Annotated in this window: 9 protein-coding genes and 5 pseudogenes; 1 reads left to right on the forward strand and 13 read right to left on the reverse strand. The window is 59.2% G+C overall.

Annotated features, from left to right (window positions below; translation table 11 throughout):
• Positions 1-11: 11 nt before the first annotated feature.
• The 11 genes and pseudogenes from B4968_RS11105 to B4968_RS11155 form a co-directional block, all read right to left on the reverse strand.
• Positions 12-1,266, reverse strand: a pseudogene (locus tag B4968_RS11105) (NADH-quinone oxidoreductase subunit E).
• A pseudogene (locus B4968_RS11110) lies at positions 1,266-2,475 on the reverse strand (NADH-quinone oxidoreductase subunit D). Before B4968_RS11110 ends, B4968_RS11105 begins: the two co-directional pseudogenes overlap by 1 nt.
• Positions 2,475-3,080: an NADH-quinone oxidoreductase subunit C gene (locus B4968_RS11115; protein WP_083099084.1), complete on the reverse strand. Its 606-nt coding sequence runs from the start codon at positions 3,078-3,080 to the stop codon at positions 2,475-2,477. The pseudogene B4968_RS11110 and the gene B4968_RS11115 overlap by 1 nt, the downstream one beginning before the upstream one ends.
• A gap of 23 nt (positions 3,081-3,103) precedes the next feature.
• Complete coding sequence (locus B4968_RS11120; RefSeq protein ID WP_083099086.1) at positions 3,104-3,637, reverse strand: NuoB/complex I 20 kDa subunit family protein; 534 nt, start codon at positions 3,635-3,637, stop codon at positions 3,104-3,106.
• On the reverse strand, positions 3,628-3,993 hold the full coding sequence (locus B4968_RS11125; protein WP_083099088.1) for an NADH-quinone oxidoreductase subunit A: 366 nt from the start codon (positions 3,991-3,993) through the stop codon (positions 3,628-3,630). Before B4968_RS11125 ends, B4968_RS11120 begins: the two co-directional genes overlap by 10 nt.
• Positions 3,994-4,265: 272 nt before the next feature.
• Positions 4,266-5,048 (reverse strand): crotonase/enoyl-CoA hydratase family protein, encoded by a 783-nt coding sequence (locus B4968_RS11130; RefSeq protein WP_083099153.1) that lies wholly within the window; start codon positions 5,046-5,048, stop codon positions 4,266-4,268.
• A gap of 92 nt (positions 5,049-5,140) precedes the next feature.
• Positions 5,141-5,992 carry a hydroxymethylglutaryl-CoA lyase gene (locus B4968_RS11135; RefSeq protein WP_083099090.1) on the reverse strand — a complete coding sequence of 284 codons (852 nt, stop codon included), beginning with the start codon at positions 5,990-5,992 and terminating at the stop codon, positions 5,141-5,143.
• An 82-nt stretch (positions 5,993-6,074) separates the two neighbouring features.
• Entirely contained in the window at positions 6,075-8,009 is a 1,935-nt protein-coding gene (locus tag B4968_RS11140) for an acetyl-CoA carboxylase biotin carboxylase subunit (protein WP_083099092.1), read from the reverse strand.
• 86 nt (positions 8,010-8,095) lie between these two features.
• A pseudogene (locus B4968_RS11145) lies at positions 8,096-9,699 on the reverse strand (carboxyl transferase domain-containing protein).
• A 1-nt stretch (position 9,700) separates the two neighbouring features.
• Positions 9,701-10,576 carry a hypothetical protein gene (locus tag B4968_RS11150; RefSeq protein WP_083099094.1) on the reverse strand — a complete coding sequence of 292 codons (876 nt, stop codon included), beginning with the start codon at positions 10,574-10,576 and terminating at the stop codon, positions 9,701-9,703.
• A gap of 1 nt (position 10,577) precedes the next feature.
• Positions 10,578-12,105: pseudogene (locus tag B4968_RS11155) on the reverse strand (AMP-binding protein).
• Between the two features lie 150 nt (positions 12,106-12,255).
• Between B4968_RS11155 and B4968_RS11160 the strand changes: the two are divergent.
• A complete protein-coding gene (locus B4968_RS11160) occupies positions 12,256-12,876 on the forward strand; it encodes an OmpW/AlkL family protein (protein ID WP_083099096.1) in 621 nt (206 codons plus the stop codon).
• Positions 12,877-12,969: 93 nt separating this feature from the next.
• Here the strand turns inward: B4968_RS11160 and B4968_RS11165 are convergent, their stop codons facing one another.
• Together B4968_RS11165 and B4968_RS11175 are read right to left on the reverse strand one after the other, a co-directional pair.
• Positions 12,970-14,130: an isovaleryl-CoA dehydrogenase gene (locus B4968_RS11165; RefSeq protein ID WP_083099098.1), complete on the reverse strand. Its 1,161-nt coding sequence runs from the start codon at positions 14,128-14,130 to the stop codon at positions 12,970-12,972.
• Positions 14,131-14,375: 245 nt separating this feature from the next.
• A pseudogene (locus B4968_RS11175) lies at positions 14,376-15,568 on the reverse strand (DegT/DnrJ/EryC1/StrS family aminotransferase).
• Positions 15,569-15,617 lie beyond the last annotated feature (49 nt).

Raw genomic sequence — 15,617 nt, forward strand, 5'->3', positions numbered from 1 at the left:
AACGGTGGTTATTAGTCGTCGTAGCGGCCGTCTTTTTTGGCCTTCTTGGCAAATTCAGTCTCGGTCACCCGCCGCCAGTTTGGCCGCCTGGTCGATCCAGCCGTCCCGTTTGATACGCCCTTTAAAGGTCAGGCGGCTATCAACCCAGGCCACTTCGGCCTCGCCCCAGGCTGCGATCTGGTCAAAGTGGAAAAAGCCCAGATCGTTCAGGGTCTGCTCCAGCTTTGGACCAACGCCCTTCAGCAGTTTCAAATCATCCGGCAGACCACCGCGCGCCTCTTTCAGCACCTCTGGTGCAGCCTCAGCCACATCCGCGACGGGTGCGGCTTTTTCAGCAGCGGGTTTTGCCGGTGCTGCCTTTGCCGGTGCTGCGGCCTTTGCAGGTGCCTTTGTTTCTGCTGCCTTTGCAGGCGCTTTTTTGGCTGGGGCCTTTTTCGCTGGCGCTTTCGCCGCCGGAGCTGCCTTTTTGGCCTCTTCGGCCTGTTTCGCTGCCGGTTTGGGCGCATCAGGGGCCTTTGGTGGCTGAGCCGCAGCTGCGCGTCCCGCAACCACACCGTCTTTGCCGATCCAAGGCGTCAACAGAGGCACCTCATCGCCCTGAATACGCTTGACGCTGTCGCCAATATCCGTCGCCAGCTGCGCCGAGACATTATACTGCGGCTTGCCGCTGTCATATTCAGTCAGCGAGGTCAGGCCCGATTTGGGCTCTGCCGCGTAGCGACCATTTTGTGGCCCCGGAACAACGGCTTTTCCGGCAGCAAGATCGTCAAGCATCTGGGCAAAGCCCACAGCCGTCAGATCCTCAAAATAGTCTTTGCCGATCTGAGCCATCGGTGCGTTGGCGCAGGCGCCCAGGCATTCGACCTCTTCCCAGCTGAATTTGCCGTCCGCTGACAGCATATGCGGCTTTGGCGCGATCTTGTCCTTGCAGACAGCGATCAGATCTTCGGCACCGCAAATCATGCACGACAGCGTGCCACAGACCTGAACATGCGCCACCGATCCGGTCGGCTGCATCTGGAACATAAAGTAAAACGAGGTCACCTCGAGCACGCGGATATAGGCCATGTCCAGCATGTCTGCGATATATTCAATCGCCGGTTTGCTGACCCAGCCTTCCTGTTCCTGCGCACGCCACAACAGCGGGATCACCGCCGAGGCCTGACGGCCTTCGGGGAATTTGGTCAGTTGCGCCTCGGCCCATGTCTGGTTCGCAGGCGTGAAAGCAAAGCTTTCCGGTTGTTCGGAATGAAGGCGACGAAGCATTAGCGGTCAATCTCTCCAAATACGACGTCCATGGTGCCGATGATGGCAGCGACGTCAGCCAGCTGGTGGCCTTTTGCAACGTGGTCCATGGCCTGAAGGTGCAGGAAGCCAGGGGCGCGGATCTTGCTGCGGTAAGGTTTGTTCGACCCGTCCGCCACCAGATAGACGCCAAATTCCCCCTTGGGAGCCTCAACGGCGGCGTAGACCTCACCGGCGGGCCCATGGGCCTTCGGTGTAAAGTTTGAAGTGGTGGATCAGGCTTTCCATCGAGGTCTTCATGTCCCCCCGTTTTGGCGGGCTCAGCTTACCGCGCGCCATCACATCACCGGTGGCTTCGCGCAGCTTGCCAATGGCCTGACGGATGATCGACAGCGACTGGCGCATCTCTTCCATCCGCACCAGATAGCGGTCATAGCAGTCGCCGTTCTTGCCAACAGGGATCTGAAACCCGAACTCATCATAGCATTCATAGGGCTGCGCACGGCGCAGATCCCAGGCCATGCCTGAGCCGCGTACCATGACACCAGAGAAGCCATAGTCCAGGATCTCTTGCTCGGACACCACGCCAATGTCGCAGTTCCGTTGCTTGAAAATGCGGTTTTCGGTCAGCAACCCGTCAATATCCGCCAGCACCCTGGGGAACTCCATCGCCCAGAGGTCGATATCATCCAGCAGATCATCAGGAATGTCCTGATGCACACCACCCGGGCGGAAATAGGCCGCGTGCAGCCGTGCGCCACAGGCGCGCTCATAAAAGCACATCAGCTTTTCACGTTCCTCAAAGCCCCAGAGCGGCGGCGTCAGCGCGCCCACATCCATGGCCTGTGTGGTCACGCTCAGCAGGTGGTTCAGAATACGGCCGATCTCGGAATACAGCACCCGAATGAGCGAGCCGCGACGGGGCACCTCAACACCGGTGAGCTTTTCAATGGCGAGACACCAGGCGTGTTCCTGGTTCATCGGCGCCACATAGTCGAGCCGGTCAAAATAGGGCAGGTTCTGCAGATAGGTGCGGCTTTCCATCAGCTTTTCGGTGCCACGGTCCAGCAGGACGATGTGCGGGTCACACCGTTCAACAATCTCGCCGTCGAGTTCGAGAACCAAGCGCAAAACACCGTGCGCCGCCGGGTGCTGCGGGCCAAAGTTGATGTTAAAGTTGCGGATGTTCTGTTCGCCGGTTACGGCGTCGTCAAATTTTGCACCGTCCATCATTTCGCCCCCTCTTTTTCATCGCCGGGAAGGATGTATTCGGCCCCCTCCCAGGGAGACATGAAGTCAAACTGGCGGTATTCCTGCACCAGGTTCACCGGCTCATAGACAACGCGCTTTTCGGCCTCGTCATAGCGCACCTCGGTATAGCCCGTGGTCGGAAAGTCCTTGCGAAGCGGATAGCCGCGAAAGCCATAATCCGTAAGAATACGGCGCAGATCCGGGTGGCCTGAGAACAGGATGCCGAACATGTCAAAGATTTCCCGCTCAAACCAGTTGGCCGAAGGGTGCACATCAACAATCGAAGGCCCCATATCGTCTTGGCGAATGGAAACCCGCAGGCGGATGCGGTGATTTTGATACATCGACAGGAAGTGGTAGACCGCATCAAGCCGTTTACCACGTTCGGGGTAATCTACCGCCGTGATGTCCACCAGTGAGGAGAACTTGCAGGTATTGTCGGCCCTCAGAAACTCAACCAGACCGACAATATCGGCCGGGGCCACATCAACGGTCAGCTCATCAAAGGCGATAGCCCAGGACAAAACACAGTCCGGCCGTTTGGCTGCGATCTGAGTGCCAAGTTCTTGCAATGCTTCAGTCATTTATGTCTCTCCAGCCAGATCGCTTAGCGCACCAGGGTGCCGGTACGGCGGATTTTGCGCTGCAGCTGCATCAGCCCATAAAGCAGAGCTTCAGCTGTGGGCGGGCAACCCGGCACATAGATATCCACCGGAACAATGCGGTCACAGCCACGCACAACCGAATAGCTGTAGTGGTAGTAGCCACCGCCATTGGCGCAGGAGCCCATCGAGATCACATAGCGCGGCTCGGGCATCTGGTCGTAGACCTTGCGCAGGGCGGGCGCCTTTTTGTTGGTCAAAGTCCCCGCCACAATCATCACATCCGACTGACGCGGAGAGGCACGCGGCGCGATACCAAACCGTTCGGCATCGTAGCGCGGCATCGAGGTATGCATCATTTCAACCGCGCAACAGGCCAGACCAAAGGTCATCCAGTGCAGGCTGCCAGTACGGGCCCAGTTGATGATGTCTTCACTTGAGGTGAGCAGAAACCCTTTGTCCTGCAGCTCGGCATTCAGGGCCTGGGTGGCAACCTCATTGTCGATCCCAGCGGTGTTGGCTCCGGTCATCACTCCCATTCCAGAGCTCCCTTTTTCCACTCATAGGCAAAGCCAATGGTCAGAACCGCGAGAAACACCATCATCGACCAAAAGCCAGTGTCGCTCATATCCTTGAAACCAACGGCCCAGGGAAAGAGGAAGGCAATTTCCAGATCAAAAATGATGAAAAGAATCGACACCAGGTAGAACCGCACATCGAATTTCATACGGGCGTCATCAAAGGCATTGAAACCGCACTCATAGGCGCTGACTTTTTCTGGGTCCGGATTGCGAACGCCGAGCACAAGCGCCGCCAATATAAGAACAATTCCCAGGCCGACCGCAACGACCAGAAACACCATAATCGGGAGATATTCCCGCAACATCTCTTCCACGAGTGGCTCCTTTCCGAGCGCGCGGATTCTCGCGCGCCGTCAATTGGCGTGTTGACTTGCGCATGTGTCTACTCCTGCCCCCCCCTATCGTCAACCAAACCAATGGCTAAGAAAGAGGCTTTCTGCACAAGTCGCGACCCTGCGGCATCACTTCACGCCATTTGGACCGGGAGGAGTTAATTTCTTATTATTTCCATAAGGAAAGGCGCCACGTATTTTCGTGGCGCCTTGTTAAACTAGCACAAAAAACGACATGCAAAATATTGGTTAACTCAGCCCTGCCAACGCGGCTTTCGCTTGGCAAAGAAGGCACCGATTCCTTCCGGAGCCTCGTCGCCTTCCCAGCAATCAACCAGAGCCTGAATGGTCATATCGATCACCGCATCATCCAGACGAGGGCCCAGATCGCGGGTCAGCTTTTTGGCGGCAGCAACGGCGCGCGGCGCACAGCTCAGGTAGGGGACAACCTCGGCCTCGACCGCCGCCGCCAGATCCGCGGCCGGCACGCATTTGGCCAAAAGGCCCAGTTCAACCGCTTCTGCCGCCCCAAAGAGACGCGCTGACATGAACACCCGGCGCGCACGGGATTCCCCCATGCGAGCAACCACATAGGGACCAATGGTGGCCGGGATCAACCCCAGCCTAGTCTCTGTCAGCCCCATTTTCAGATGATCCGCACCAATCGCCACATCGCAGACCGATGCCAGGCCAACACCGCCGCCAAAGGCATTGCCCTGGATGGCGCCAATCAACGGCTTTGGCAGCGTGTTGAGCAGCATCAGGGCTTCGGCCAGCACCCGCGCCTCGGCCCCACGGCTGGCGCTGTCGGCAGCCATTTGCTTTTGCATCCAGGTGAGATCACCGCCGGCACAAAAGCTCTTACCGGCGCCGGTCAACACCACCACGCGCACATCATCATCTGCGGCCAGCTGCCTTGCTGCCTGTTTCAGCTCCACCAGCATCTCGCCAGGCATGGCATTGTGCTTTTCAGGGCGATTCAGCCGCAGGGTGGCCACACCGCGGGCGTCGGTTTCAATTTCGATCATTTCAAACATCTCTGCTCTCCCAATTTCGCCAGACCTCTGCGGGTCCAGCTCAGTGACGCAGGCGCCCCACACCAATGGAGCGGCCCCGCGCCGGATGTGTTTCAGCCGCGCATCGCCCTGGCCATCTCTGCAGCCCGGCCCAAAACCGCGCGATCCAGCCCGGTCTCATAGCCAAGAGCGGTCAGGTGGTCGTGCACCGCTTCGGTCGCAACATTGCCTGCCGCACCCGGTGCGTAGGGGCAGCCGCCCAACCCCCCAACAGCCGCATCAAACCCCCGCACGCCCTGCTGCAGCGAGGCCTCGATGTTCACCAGCGCCCGCCCCGCCGTGTCATGATAGTGGCCGGCCAGTTGCGCTACCGGCACCCGTTTCGTTACGGCAGATAGCATTTTGCTGATCGTTTCAGGCCTTCCCTGCCCAATGGTGTCGCCAAGAGAGACCTCATAACAGCCCATAAGGTGCAGAGTTTCCGCCACCAAGGCCACCTGCTCGGGATCAGTTGCCCCGTCAAAGGGACAGTGAGTCACGCAGGAGACATAGCCACGCACCGGCAGGTTGATCAAAGCTGCCGCCTGCAGGATTGGTTTGAACCGCTCGATGCTTTCAGCAATGCTTGCGTTGATGTTCGCCTTGGAAAACCCTTCCGAGGCGGAGGCAAAGATCGCGATTTCATCCGCTTTGGCGGCAACCGCATCGCTATAGCCGCGCATATTTGGTGTCAGGGCTGCATAGGACACGCCCGCCGCCCGGCTGATCCCTGCCAAAACCTCGGCGCTGCCCGCCATCTGTGGCACCCACTTAGGGGACACAAAACTGGCCACCTCGATGCGGCGAAACCCCGCCTTTGAGAGGCAGTCCACCAGAGCGATCTTCTCTGTCACCGGGATCTCACGCGTCTCGTTCTGCAGCCCGTCGCGCGGACCCATCTCAAAGATCTCAACAGCCTGTGTCATGCCCCTGGCCCCTCTTTCATCTTGCTCTAAATACCTAAATTGACCAGCGCGCCCCGCAAGGCGCGCCGCTCAGTCAGAACCGCTACACCTCTTCCAGGCGGACAAGAGCCGCGCCGGCCTCCACCTGATCACCGTCAGCGGCCAGCACCTCGGCCACCACACCGTCGCGCGCCGCGAGCAATGCGTGTTCCATCTTCATCGCCTCCAGAATGGCAAGACGGTCGCCCTCCTTCACCGCATCGCCAGCCTTGGCAAAGACTGCCTTCACCAGGCCCGGCATTGGCGCCAGAATGACGTTCAGATCACCCCCGGCTGTGGCGTCCCGGTCAAGCGGATCTACCAGCTCAAAGCCAAGCCCATAGCTATCATAGACGGTGATGCTGGCCCCCGCTTGCGACACTGTGGGCAGGCTATGGCCGCCCAGATCCCAGGTGCTGCAAGCGGGGGCCGCAACAACCTCAGTCTCGCCAATGGTCCAGATCTGGCGATCCGGGCCGTCAACCGCAACCATGGCTTCAAACTCTTCGCCCTGATGCCGCAAATGCACCGAGCGATGCAGATCACCCCAAAGGGTAAAGCCCGTGTCCCAATCTGCCTCAATGAGATCCAGCGCCTGCATGGCCGCGGCAACCCGGTGGTGCGGCTGCACCTCGGGGGCTGCGACCAACGCGTCGAGATCGCGGGCAATCAGCCCTGTGTCCACCACACCGTTGGCAAAGCCCTTATGGGCTGCCAGCGCCCCAAGGAAGGCAAGGTTGGTGACGGTGCCGCCTACCTGGGTGGCAGCAAGCGCCTGTGACAGCCGTGACAGCGCGATTTCGCGGGTTGCGCCATGCACAATCGCCTTGGAGATCATCGGATCATACCAGGGGCTGATGGTGTCGCCAGCGCGCACCCCACTGTCGGCGCGACAGCTGGCCGGGAACTGCAGATGGGTGAGCGTGCCGGTGGCGGGCAAAAAACCCTTTGGCACATCTTCAGCATAAAGCCGCGCCTCAAAGGCATGACCGGTGATGCTGAGGTCGTCTTGCTGGGCGGGCAGGCTCTCGCCCGAGGCAACCCGCAGCTGCCATTCCACCAGATCAACGCTGGTGATCAGCTCGGTTACCGGGTGCTCTACCTGCAGGCGGGTGTTCATCTCCATGAACCAAAAACCATCGGCGCGCAGACCCTTGGCGCCGTCGACGATGAATTCGACCGTGCCTGCCCCCTTATAGCCAATGGCCTCGGCGGCGCGCACGCCAGCCTCGCCCATGGCCTGACGCATATCCTGCGTCATGCCCGGTGCCGGCGCCTCTTCGATCACCTTTTGGTGGCGGCGCTGCAACGAGCAGTCGCGCTCAAACAAATGTACCGCCCTCGAGCCATCACCAAACACCTGAATCTCAATATGGCGGGGTTGCTGGATGTATTTCTCGATCAGGACATCCGGATTGCCAAAAGAAGTGGTGGCTTCGCTTTGAGCACTGGCGAGTGCTTCGGTGAAATCTTCGGACCGCTCAACCAAACGCATGCCCTTGCCACCGCCACCGGCCACCGCCTTGATCAGCACAGGATAGCCAATGGCATCAGCTGCGCCCCACAAATGGTCGCTGTCCTGGTTAGCGCCGTGATAGCCGGGCACCACTGGCACACCAGCAGCCTCCATCAGAACCTTGGCGGCGTCCTTGAGGCCCATTTTGCGGATCGCATCAGCCGAAGGGCCGATAAACGCCAGACCAGCTGCCTCAACCGCATCAACAAATTCCGGGTTCTCCGACAAAAAGCCATAGCCGGGGTGGATGGCCTGCGCGCCGCTGCTCTTGGCCACGGCAATGATTTCATCGCCCAACAGATAGCTGTCTGCCGGCGCTGGACCATGGCCAATAGGATAGGACTCATCTGCCATGGCGACATGTTTGGCGCTCCGGTCAGCGCTTGAGTACACCGCGACAGTTTTTACGCCCAAAGCACGGGCAGTTTCCATCACACGGCAAGCGATCTCGCCCCGGTTGGCAATAAGGATTTTATCAAACATGGGAATGGTCCTTTGTCTGGAACGTCGGACCGAGGGCTCTGCCCCCGGACCCCCGAGGTATTTTAGGCAAGATGAAAGGGCGGGTGTTACATGCGAAAGACGCCAAAGCGGGTCTCCTCGATCGGAGCGTTCAGAGCAGCCCGGAGAGACAGGGCCAGCACATCACGGCTTTTGCGCGGATCAATGATGCCATCATCCCAGAGGCGTGCCGAGGCATAGAGCGGGTGGCTTTGCTCTTCGAACATATCGATGGTGGGCTGCTTGAACTGGGCTTCTTCTTCGACCGACCAGTTCCCGCACTGGCGTTCAATGGCGTCACGTTTCACCGTGGCCAGCACGCCTGCGGCCTGCTCGCCGCCCATGACAGAGATCCGGCTGTTGGGCCAGGACCACAGGAAGCGCGGCTGATACGCCCGCCCGGCCATGCCGTAGTTGCCCGCCCCAAAGGAGCCGCCCACCAGCATGGTGATCTTTGGCACATTGGTTGAGGCCACGCCTGGGACCATCTTGGCGCCGTGACGGGCGATGCCTTCGTTCTCATATTTGCGCCCCACCATAAAGCCGGTGATATTTTGCAAAAACACCAGCGGGATTTTGCGCTGCGAACACAGTTCGACAAAATGCGCGCCCTTTTGGGCCGCCTCAGAGAACAACACGCCGTTGTTGGCGACAATGCCGACGGGGCAGCCTTTGACATGGGCAAAGCCGGTGACAAGCGTCTCGCCGTAGCGCGGCTTGAACTCATCAAAGCGCGAGCCATCCACCAGACGCGCAATGACTTCGCGAATGTCATAAGGCGTGCGCAGATCGCCGGGCACAACACCAAGGATCTCTTCGGGGTGATAGGCGGGCTCTTCTGGAGAGGCCCAGTTCACCGTCTGTGGTTTGGAGATATTGAGCGACTGCACCGCGCGCCGGGCTAGAGCCAGCGCATGGGTGTCGTCTTCGGCAAGGTAGTCCGCCACACCAGACAGACGCGTATGCACATCACCGCCACCGAGATCCTCGGCCGAGACCACTTCTCCCGTGGCCGCCTTCACCAGGGGGGGGCCTGCAAGGAAGATGGTGCCCTTTCCTTAACGATAATCGTGACATCAGACATCGCCGGCACATAGGCGCCGCCAGCGGTGCAGCTGCCCATGACAACAGCGATCTGCGGGATGCCCTTGGCGGACATGCGCGCCTGGTTGTAGAAGATACGGCCAAAGTGGTCGCGATCCGGAAAGACCTCATCCTGTTGCGGCAGGTTGGCGCCACCAGAGTCCACCAGATAGATACAAGGCAAGTGGTTCTCTTCGGCAATCTCTTGGGCGCGCAGGTGTTTTTTCACCGTCATCGGGAAATAGGTGCCACCCTTTACCGTCGCATCATTGCAAACCACCATGACCTCTTGGCCATGCACCCGGCCAATGCCCGCGATCACGCCAGCGGCAGGGGCTGCGCCGTCATACATATTGTGGGGTGCCGTTGCACAGACCTCGAGGAAGGGGGAGCCCGGATCCAGCAGGTTTGCCACCCGGCGGCGCGGCAGCATTTTGCCACGGCTCTCGTGGCGGGCACGGGATTTCTCACCACCACCCAGTCGCGCGGCCTCTGCCACCGCGTCGATCTGATCCAGCGCCTCAAGATGCGCCGCGCGGTTCTGTTTGAAGCCTTCGGAGGAAGGCATTGCCTTGGATTGAAGTTTCATCTTAGCTTGTCACCTTGATTACAATGCGTTGTGGTTTTCGGGCGCTCTTCGCAACGTGAGGAAGAAAGACGTCCAATGAATTAGAACCATTGAGCAATTGGAGGCGCATTCGGCAAATCAAGTCCATAACATGCGCAACTTGAACGACAGATCTTAAATCTGCTCGATAGTCCGTTTCCTCAAAGCCGTGTTCCAGAATCTTGTCGTCTTCAGATTTCCTGCCCTTAGGCATGTGAATCCATTGAACTGCAGAAGTCATGGATTGCAGAATGCTGTCATCACTTGCCTCTCGCGTGATTTTCAAAGCATTTCCGACGACAGGCTGTAAGGCTCTTCCGTGTTTGAACGAGTTCACTACCTGTCTGTTGGCAAGTAACTGCGCCTCGGCAACAAAAAGCTCTCTATAGTCGGCCACCTCAGGGAACTGAGAATCCAACGCCATCATTGACGCGAACCACTCTTCGAAACTCGCCGATAGCTCCTCGCCTGCAAAATAAGTAGTCCGAGGTACCGAAGCCTGCGCGAGTTGCTGAACCAGGTCTTCAAGCTCAGATGGGTATAGGTGAGATAAGGCTTTCGGAGTTGGCCCTAGCGGGTGCCCCGAACAGAGCAACACGACAAATGTTTCGCTGTTAAGATATCTGAAATACCTCGCAGCCGCACCTCTGGTGGCCTCAAAACGGTCGGAATGGTCAGTTAGAAATTCACGATAGTCCGCGTCATCGTCTCGTTCGAACAACTCATCCAAGAACTCTGTGCCCAGTGGGTTCTGGAATTGCAGCAGCGTACGAACAAAAAAGTAAGGGTCAAAGGACCGAAGGAAACGTCGCTCTGCCTCCAGTTCGAGTTTCGAATATCGATGAAAATGCGTCGGCATTTTACCCCTCCCCCGCTGCCCGCGCCTTGAGCTCTTTGCGGATCACCTTGCCGGTCACTGTCATCGGCAAGGCCTCAACAAAGGTAATTTCTCGAGGGTAAGAATACTGGGCAAGCCGGTCTTTGACATGGGACTGTAGCTCTTGTTCCGTGACGGACACTTCAGGCTTCACAACCACATAGGCCTTGACGATTTCGGTGCGCAATGGATCTGGCTTGCCCACAACACCGACGGTTGCGACCGCAGGGTGCGTCATCAGGCAGTCTTCGATTTCGGCCGGGCCGATGCGATAGCCCGCCGAGGTGATGACATCGTCCTCACGGCCAACAAAACGCAGAAAGTCGCCCTCCCAGATGCCGCGATCACCGGTGACCAGCCAGTCACCGAGAAACTTGGCCTCGGTCTCGGCCGGGACGCCTCCAGTATTCCAGCATCATCGAGGCTGAGCCACGCCGTACGGCGACATCGCCCTCCGCATCAGTGGGATTACCCGCATCATCAATCACCGCCACGTCATGTCCCGGCACCGCCTTGCCAATGCAGCCAGGGCGCGGCGCATAGTCCACACCACAGGATGAGGCCACCATGTTGCATTCGGTCTGGCCGTAAAATTCGTTGATGGTCACGCCAAAGCTCGCCCGGCCCCAAGCGAGCATCTCTGCGCCCAGGGGCTCTCCCCCAGAGGCAACCGAGCGCAGACCGTCGAGCCCCTGCCCCGCCGCTTTCAACATGCGCAGGGCTGTCGGGGGAAAGAACACATTGCGCACGCCGCCGCGCCGCACCAGATCGGCGCAGGCCTCAGGGGTGAATTTATCCAGCCGTGCCGCCACAACAGGTACGCCCAGCGCAAGGCCCGGCATAAGCACATCAACCAGCCCGCCAATCCAGGCCCAGTCAGCCGGCGTCCAGAGGCAATCTCCCGGCTGCCCCAGATGATCATGGCTGATCGCCACCCCCGGCAGATGGCCCGTCAGCACCCGGTGCGCATGCAACGCGCCCTTGGGGCTGCCAGTGGTGCCGGAGGTATAGATCAGAATAGCAGGCGTGTCCGGCGTGGTCTCAGCAAAGGGCACCGCCTCGCCGCCGGGCAAGGACACCTGATCCACCATCACAGCCTCGGCCAGATCTCCCAGCAGATCAGCGCCTTCCGGGTCTGTCAGCACAAAGACCACCCCGGCATCCCCTGCCCGTGAGGCCAGCGCGTCGCGTTTGAACAGCTTGAACAGGGGCACCGAGATCGCGCCCAGCTTCCAGATCGCCAGATGCGCAGCCGCACACCAGGGCGACTGGCTGAGCAACACCCCAACCCGGTCTCCTGCTATGATCCGCGTCGTGAGATAGCGCGCCAATCCATCGACCATCTCAGCCAAATCGCCATGGCTGATATCGTGCCGTTGGGGCCCGGTCAGATCAATGATCGCCAGCTTGTCTGCGGCATGATCCATCGCCTGGGCCGCCATGTTCAGACGCGCGGGCAGCTGCCACGATCCATCCGATGCCAAACCCGGTGTATTCAAAGGCATTGTCATTCTTCAGATATTCCCAAAACGCATAGCTGCCATGCCATTTTTTCCTGCATTTCCAATGCGAAAGCAGCGGCTGTATTGATCCAAATCAGAGAAATGAATCGGAGTTGAGCGCAGACTGTCGGGGCAAATACAAGAAAAGGGATACCCCGCATGAAACGCACCGTTTCCGCTTTGGCCTTGCTCACCGCCTGTGTCACGTTCACCGGCTGTGTCACGCTCGCCGCTCCAGCCCTCGCACAGTCGCAGGGCGACTGGACCCTTGGTGCCGGTACCATCACCGTCACCCCCAAGTCCGACAACGGCACGTTGGCGGGCGCCCCCGCCACCATCTCTGACGACACCCAGATCTCTTTGACCGTCGAGTATTTCATCCGCGACAACATCGGGATTGAGCTGCTGGCCGCCACGCCCTTTGAGCATGACATCAACATCGGCGGCGCTTTTGCCGGGACTGCCAAGCAGCTGCCCCCCACCCTTTCGGTGAACTATCACTTCCCCACCAAGGGCAAAATCAAGCCGTTCTTGGGCGCTGGTATCAACTATACCACCTTCTTTGAGGAAGCCTCTGGTCTGGGCACCCTCAGGCTTGATGATAGCTGGGGCTTTGCCATTCAGGCCGGTGCCGACTGGCAGGTCTCTGACAATGGCGCGCTGCGTCTGAATGTGCGCTACATGGATATCGAATCCGACGCCTACCTGAACGGCGCCTCGATCGGCAAAGCCGAAATCGACCCGGTCACCATTGGCGTCAGCTACGTCCACAGTTTCTAATCCTTTGATCTGATATCTTATGGCAAGCCCCCCGGGCTTGCCGTGCTAATCAAAGCCCCTTGTTCAGCTGTGAACAGGGGGCCTTTTTGGTGCTTACATGGTGCCCATCAGCTCACGACCGATCAGCATGCGGCGGATTTCAGAGGTGCCGGCACCAATTTCCATCAGTTTGGCATCGCGGAAGATCCGGCCTACCGGATTGTCGGACAAGTAGCCGGCCCCGCCCAGCGCCTGCACGGCCTGATGTGCCTGCACCATGGCCTGCTCTGAGGCATAGAGACAGCAGGCTGCCGCATCCTGACGGGTGACAGTGCCTTTGTCGCAGGCCTTTGCCACCTCGTAGATATAGGCCCGCGCCGAGTTCATCGCGGTATACATATCGGCGATCTTTCCCTGCATCAGCTGGAAGTTGCCAATGGGCTGGCCAAACTGTTTGCGCTCTTTCAGATAGGGCATCATCTCATCCATGCAGGCGGCCATGATCCCTGTGCCGATGCCCGCAAGCACCACACGTTCATAGTCCAGCCCTGACATCAGAACCCGGACGCCCTTACCTTCTTCGCCCAGCACGTTTTCAAACGGCACTTCGCAGTCGTCAAAGATCAGCTCAGCAGTGTTAGAGCCGCGCATGCCCAGCTTGTCGAAATGCGGCGATGTTGAGAAGCCCTTGAAAGACTTTTCAATGATAAAGGCGGTGATGCCTTTGGAGCCGGCATCGGGATCCGTTTTGGCATAGACCACCAGCGTGTCGGCATCGGGGCCATTGGTGATCCAGTATTTGTTGCCGTTCAGCCGGTAGTGATCGTTGCGCTTTTCAGCCCGCAAGGACATCGAAACCACGTCCGAGCCCGCCCCGGCTTCTGACATTGCAAGCGCGCCGACATGGTCGCCTGAGACCAGACCCGGCAGGTATTTGGCTTTTTGCTCATCATTGCCGTTCAGTTTGATCTGATTGACGCAGAGGTTGGAATGCGCGCCATAAGACAGCGAGACCGAGGCACTGGCCCGCGCCACTTCCTCGACTGCAACCGTATGGGCCAGATAGGACATGCCCGCGCCGCCGAACTCTTCGGAGACGGTTATCCCGAGCATGCCAAGATCGCCCATTTCCTTCCACAGCTCTGGCGGAAACGCGTTCTTTTGGTCGATTTCCTGCGCCATCGGCCTGACGCGGTCCTGCGCCCAGCGGTGCACCATGTCGCGAAGCGCATTCACTTCATCACCAAGATCGAATTGCATGCTTGCGTTGAACATTGCGCGCTCCTTTTTTCCGAGTTATCTGCAAAATTATCTGAACACTTGTTCATTTCATACGGCGCAACGCCGATTCGGGTCAATCCCCCGCGCAAAATCTTGCGGCAGCATTCCCGCGTGGCCCGGCAAAAACGCCCTGACATCGACACGTACTCTCAGCCCCCTCGCACAGGAAAGGGCGGCAAACAAAAAGAGGCCTCCGGTCAGGAAGCCTCTGAATATCAGTATAAATCTGCGCGCATCTGCTAGGGAGCCTGATACACCGCCGCCACCTCGGCGCGGATGATGCGGGCGATCTGGGCGCAATCCGCAACACTAAAGGTCAGCGGCACCCGCATATCGACAATCCCCGCCAGAATGCGATCACTTTTGGGCAGGCTTTGAGGCGCGGCGTAGCGCCAGCTGTCATAGCGTGAGGTAAAGGCCACGGGCTCTGGCGTGCCAAACCATTTCAGCTCAACCCCGCGCGCACCACAGCGGGCAATCACCGCCTGCAGGTCTGCGCCGACCAGTCGAGCAGCAGAAACTGGATGGAAGAGCCAACATAGCTTTCGGCCTCAGGGCGCTCCACCAGGGTAAGACCAGGCAGGTCTCGCAGCCCGGCCTCAATCACCTGGTAGCGCTCATTCCAGCGCGCCACCTGGGATTTGAGGTCGCGCAGTTGCGGCCGCAGAATCGCGGCGCGCAGATTGTCCATGCGGCCAGAAATATTCGGGGTCTCGTATTTCACCGTCTCGAACACCTCAGGGGCCGGAGCCGCCAGATGGCGTTCATACAGCATATAGGAGCCAGAGAGCATGATGGCGCGCGCAGCCACCTCGGCGTCATCGGTGACAAACAGCCCGCCTTCGCCGGAATTCACATGTTTGTAGGTTTGGCAGGAGTAACAGCCCACGGCCCCCTGCCGCCCCGAGGCCACACCGTTCCAGGCCGCCCCCATGGTATGGGCGCAGTCCTCGATCACGACTATCCCGGCCGCGTCGCAGATCTGCATCAGACGGTCCATGTCACAGAGATGGCCGCGCATATGGCTGAGCATCAGAAAATCAGCCTGATCTGCCTTGGCTGCCAGATCCTCCAGATCAATTGTCAGATCCTCGGTCACACCGACAAAGACCGGCGATGCCCCAACCGAGGCAATCGCCCCCGGCACTGGCGCCAGGGTAAAGGCATTGGTCAGCACCTTGTCGCCGTGTTTCACACCAACCGCCCGCAGCGCTGTGGCCAGGGCATAGCCGCCCGAGGCCACCGCCAGGCAGTATTTCGCCCCAACCTGGGCGGCAAATTCCTGCTCCAGCAGCGCCGTCTCCCCCAGCTCTCCCTCGGTGACGTTGTAACGGTGCAAGCGGCCATGGCGCAAAACTTGCAAGGCGGCCTCGATGGCCGCGTCAGGAAGGGCTTCTTGCTGGGTGAAGCTACCGGTAAATTTCTCGCTCATAGGCTTTTGTGAGCCGCGTTTTGCACAGGGTCAAGGGGGAACAATCGGC

The organism is Pseudophaeobacter leonis (genome assembly GCF_002087335.1).
GTDB classification, from domain to species: Bacteria; Pseudomonadota; Alphaproteobacteria; order Rhodobacterales; family Rhodobacteraceae; genus Pseudophaeobacter; species Pseudophaeobacter leonis.